The sequence below is a fragment of the Hydrogenimonas sp. genome, from assembly GCF_029932565.1.
Lineage (GTDB): Bacteria > Campylobacterota > Campylobacteria > Campylobacterales > Hydrogenimonadaceae > Hydrogenimonas.
The window spans coordinates 1-3,273 of sequence record NZ_JAOZPV010000121.1 but is presented as its reverse complement, the minus strand read 5'-3'; the positions used below and the strand labels follow the sequence as shown (position 1 = coordinate 3,273).

The window sequence follows — 3,273 nt, the reverse complement described above, 5'->3', positions numbered from 1 at the left end:
AGACATTTTTGAGGTAGTGGTTGATCAGCGCTTCCGCCATGATCGAGCGGGCGGCATTGCCGTTGTCTATGATCAGAACTTTTTTCATCGTATTGACTCTCCATCAGGTTTTAATCTCGATACCATGATACACTGAAAAGATTTAAAAGAGGTTTTCCGCTATATGATGATGAAATAATCCGCTCCCAGCTCTTCGATCTTTTCGAGCTCCTCCTTCGATTCGACTCCTGTGATGAGGAGTTTCGTTCCGATACTCTGCAGCAGAAGTGTCAGAGAGTCCCTGAGAGTATCGCCCATATCGATGAACCGGCCCGCATGCATCTTCACGTAGACGGGTCTGACCCTGTGAAGAAGTTCCAGCATCCTGGCGTTGGCGTCGAAACGGGTGATCGCGACGGAGACGTCGTGCCGAGAGAGCTCATCGACGATCGCTTCGATGGCGGAGACGTTTTTGTGAATCAGACTGCTCTGCCCTATTTCGACGACGAATTCGCGGCCCATCTTTCGCAGCCGCCTCAGATAACCGAGCAGCTTTTCGAATTCGTGCGTGGTATCGAGATACTCCACCGGCATTTCCATCGAGATGCGTCTGCACGCCATGGAATCCTCTTTCAGAAGATACTCGAAAGCGTATGTCACGTAGTCGGAAAAGAGATCGAGCCGGATCATCATCGGAGCGTAGACCCGGTAGGGGATCTGCTCCTTTTCGTCGACGACCAGGTCGAAAAGGAGTTCCGCCGAAAGATCTCTGCCGTTTTCGGAAAAGATGTTGGCCAGAACCGGCTTGAGCCGATTTTCGGCAATGGCGCCTTCGATCATGTCGTGCCACTGTGCCTTTCTGAGTGGAAGCGCATCCTCGAATGTCGCCGTTTTGATGCCGTCGCAATTGAGCGTGATCGCGGCGTTGATCGTCAGATCGATGGTGGAGAAGAGTTTATCGAGTCTCCTCTCCTTCGAATAGGGAACGACCGCCACCGCCAGACAGACGACATCCCTTATCGCTTCGAACCGGTTTATCCTCTCCCTCGCCGATACCAGCAGATCGGAGGCGATACTCTGCGCTCTCTCCGCATCCACCCCCGGCATGAGCCATGCGATCTCCAGACCCGATATCCGGCAGACGACACTCTCTTCGAAATCCGAAGATTTTTCCGCCAGAAGCTGCGCGATCTGCCTGAAAAGTTCGTTGACACGGTCGTAACCGATGATCTTGTTCGCCTTCATCGTATTGGTCAGATGGAAGACCGTGACGATACCCTTGGATCGGTTGTCGTCCGCAGCGATGCATTCATCGTAGTGTACGGTGAAATAGCGGCGGTTGTGGAGACCCGTCACGGGATCGCCATACTCCAGCTCTCTGTTGCGTTTCGTCAGCGCCACGAGCTTCTCGTGCATCTGCCTCATCCGTTCGACCAGGGCGTTCATGGCCAGCGTCATTCTTTTCAGTTCCGTGGTACGGGGAACATCTTTGTTGAGAACAAAACGGTTCTTCAGGACGCCTTCTGCCTGCTTTTCCATATTTTCCACCGGTTTGAGGATTCTCTTCATCGTCGCGGCTATGATCAGAATGGCCACCAGGGCGGAGAACAGAAAGACCAGAAGGATCTTCTTGAAAAGTCCGTAAAGATAGGCCAGAGACTCGGAAGGATCGGAAGTCACCGTCAGGATACCCAGCGGTTTCCAGCCATCCGATACCTGTGCCCGTGCACTCTCCGCTTCGAGACGGACCATCGACGCGAACCAGGAAGGAACCACACGAACGCTCTCTCTGCTCTTTTCGAACACCATATTTCCCTGCATATCCTTGAAAACGATGCTCCTGTAGTAGCCCGTATCGAAGACCGCATCGGCCATGATGGACATTTTCGTCACATCCCCTTTTGTCTGCGACATCGTCACTGCGAGGGTAGAAGCCGTATTCTGGGCTTTCGTATAGAGCTCGTTCTCGATATAGTCCCTTGAATCGCTGAAACTGATCAGCAGTACGACCGCGAGCATCGAGAGAAAAAAGAGTGTAAAAACCGCTGTAATCTGCCTAAAAAGCGTCATGGCTCATTCCTTTTCATGCGTTGCACCAGATCTTCCCATTTTCTTCTGACCTTTCTGTTCTTCTCTTTGAGTCCGTCCCGGCTGTGGGTGGAAAAACGCTCCAGCAACTCGCCGTTGAAGGTGTAGACGGGCACGATATCCCGGCGTCTGGAAGCGGGGAAAATCCTGTAGTTGATACTGTCGAGAATCAGAGGCTCCGCATCGGGCTTTTCGTAGTAGGCAAGCACCATGTGGGGCCTCTTTTTCCCTTTGACACGGACATAGACGAAATAGAGTTTTTTGGGATCCATGCCCAAATCTTTGAGGGTGAAATATTTGGCGATGACGTAATCTTCACAGTCGCCGCGGTCTTTTAGAAGAAATTCGAAGGGAGTGGCCCAGTAATCCTTTTTCCCCCATACCTTCCGGTCGCTTCCGTAACGCACCCCGTTCCAGAAGTCGTTGACCTCTTCGAGTTTGCGTTCAGGATCCGCGTCCTTAAGAGACTCCACGAGCTCGTCGAGATATTTGAACCGGGCCGCCACGAAAGGGCCGTATTTCGCGCGTATACGAAGCAGTTTTCGGGTACCGATATAGGCATCGAGCGAAACCGATGCCGTAAGAAAAAAAAGTGTACAGAGCAGCACCGCCGCCCTGTACAATCCCGTCATAGCTCTTTTCAACGGAATCAGCTGCCGTTCTGGGCATCCTGATCGATCTTGAGTGTGACGGTGGGATCGCCGCTGCTGCTGGAATAGGTGTAGACGTCGTACCCTCCGTCGGTGGAGTGCGTGACGCTGTAGTTTCCGGAGGGGACGGGCACATCGACTTTGTCACCATCGGTCCCTTCGATAACGAGGGTGTTGCGATCGTCGGTCATTTCGATCACGTCCTCGAGGGTCAGGTCTTTGAGCTCGTGATCGCCGTTGATCGTCAGGTCGATCTTTTCCATATTTTCCACTTTCGTACCGCCCGGAAGATTCGAAAAATCGATCGACTCGTCCCGATGCAGGATCATCGTATCGTCTCCGGCGAGTCCATCCACGGTATGGCCGGGCTCGAAATAGAGTATATCGTCCGAATCGGTCGGCGACTCGCTCACCGCCGGAAGCGTGGTCTCCAGCGTGACGGTCAACGTATCCGAGGACCCACTGTTGCCGTATGGGTCGACCGCCGTCGCCATATAGTCGAACTTCGGATTTTCTATGCTCATCCAGAGCTCGTAGGTGCCGCTGTCGTATTTGT

General features: G+C 53.0%; 3 protein-coding genes. All 3 read right to left on the bottom strand.

Translation table 11 applies throughout. The annotated features are described in order from the left end of the window. Window positions 1-159 precede the first annotated feature (159 nt). A complete protein-coding gene (locus tag Q1K24_RS09630; protein WP_300369477.1) occupies window positions 160-2,049 on the bottom strand; it encodes a LapD/MoxY N-terminal periplasmic domain-containing protein in 1,890 nt (629 codons plus the stop codon). Continuing rightward, on the bottom strand, window positions 2,046-2,699 hold the full coding sequence (locus tag Q1K24_RS09625) for a transglutaminase-like cysteine peptidase (RefSeq protein WP_300369474.1): 654 nt from the start codon (window positions 2,697-2,699) through the stop codon (window positions 2,046-2,048). The genes Q1K24_RS09630 and Q1K24_RS09625 overlap by 4 nt, the downstream gene beginning before the upstream one ends. A gap of 17 nt (window positions 2,700-2,716) precedes the next feature. After that, the coding region (locus Q1K24_RS09620) for a hypothetical protein (RefSeq protein ID WP_300369471.1) at window positions 2,717-3,273 on the bottom strand (557 nt) is incomplete at its 5' end.

Coding starts and splice junctions, on each gene's coding strand:
- Q1K24_RS09630 (WP_300369477.1), bottom strand. CDS start 2,049: ATGACGCTTTTTAGGCAGATTACAGCGGTTTTTACACTCTTTTTTCTC.
- Q1K24_RS09625 (WP_300369474.1), bottom strand. CDS start 2,699: ATGACGGGATTGTACAGGGCGGCGGTGCTGCTCTGTACACTTTTTTTT.